The following is a 392-nucleotide window of genomic DNA, read 5'->3' on the forward strand; positions in this document are numbered from 1 at the left end:
GTGTATACACAAGCATTATGCAGGCCGTCGCTATTACACTTGACATAGCCACGATTCTGTGATTTACATAACCAAGAGAGAGGAGTTGTCTCCGGAGAAACCGGGCAACAAAAAAAGACACGTGGGAGGGATTCGCAGCCCTGCTCCCCCGTGTCTGGCTCTCTCCACCCAGGAGAAGAAACGTGCCCCCAGACTACCGCGTCACCTACCGCGTCCGCAGTGGCGAGACCCACGATGACCAGCACCCCCTACTGCTCGCCGGGACGCCCATCGACACGCTCGAGCCCATCCGCCCCCCCAACAACTACCGGGGGCAGCGGCACATCACCGGCCTGCACTACTCCCCGAGCACCGGCCTCCACCACGCCTTCGAATCGAGACTCGAGCAGGGT

1 protein-coding gene is annotated in these 392 nt (G+C 60.7%); it reads left to right on the forward strand.

The window, feature by feature from the left end; all coding sequences use genetic code 11:
* Positions 1-182: 182 nt before the first annotated feature.
* On the forward strand, positions 183-392 hold a 210-nt coding region (locus tag JG676_RS08855; RefSeq protein WP_210328700.1), incomplete at its 3' end, for a hypothetical protein.

This window comes from Campylobacter sp. 2018MI34 (genome assembly GCF_016598975.1).
GTDB lineage: Bacteria > Campylobacterota > Campylobacteria > Campylobacterales > Campylobacteraceae > Campylobacter_D.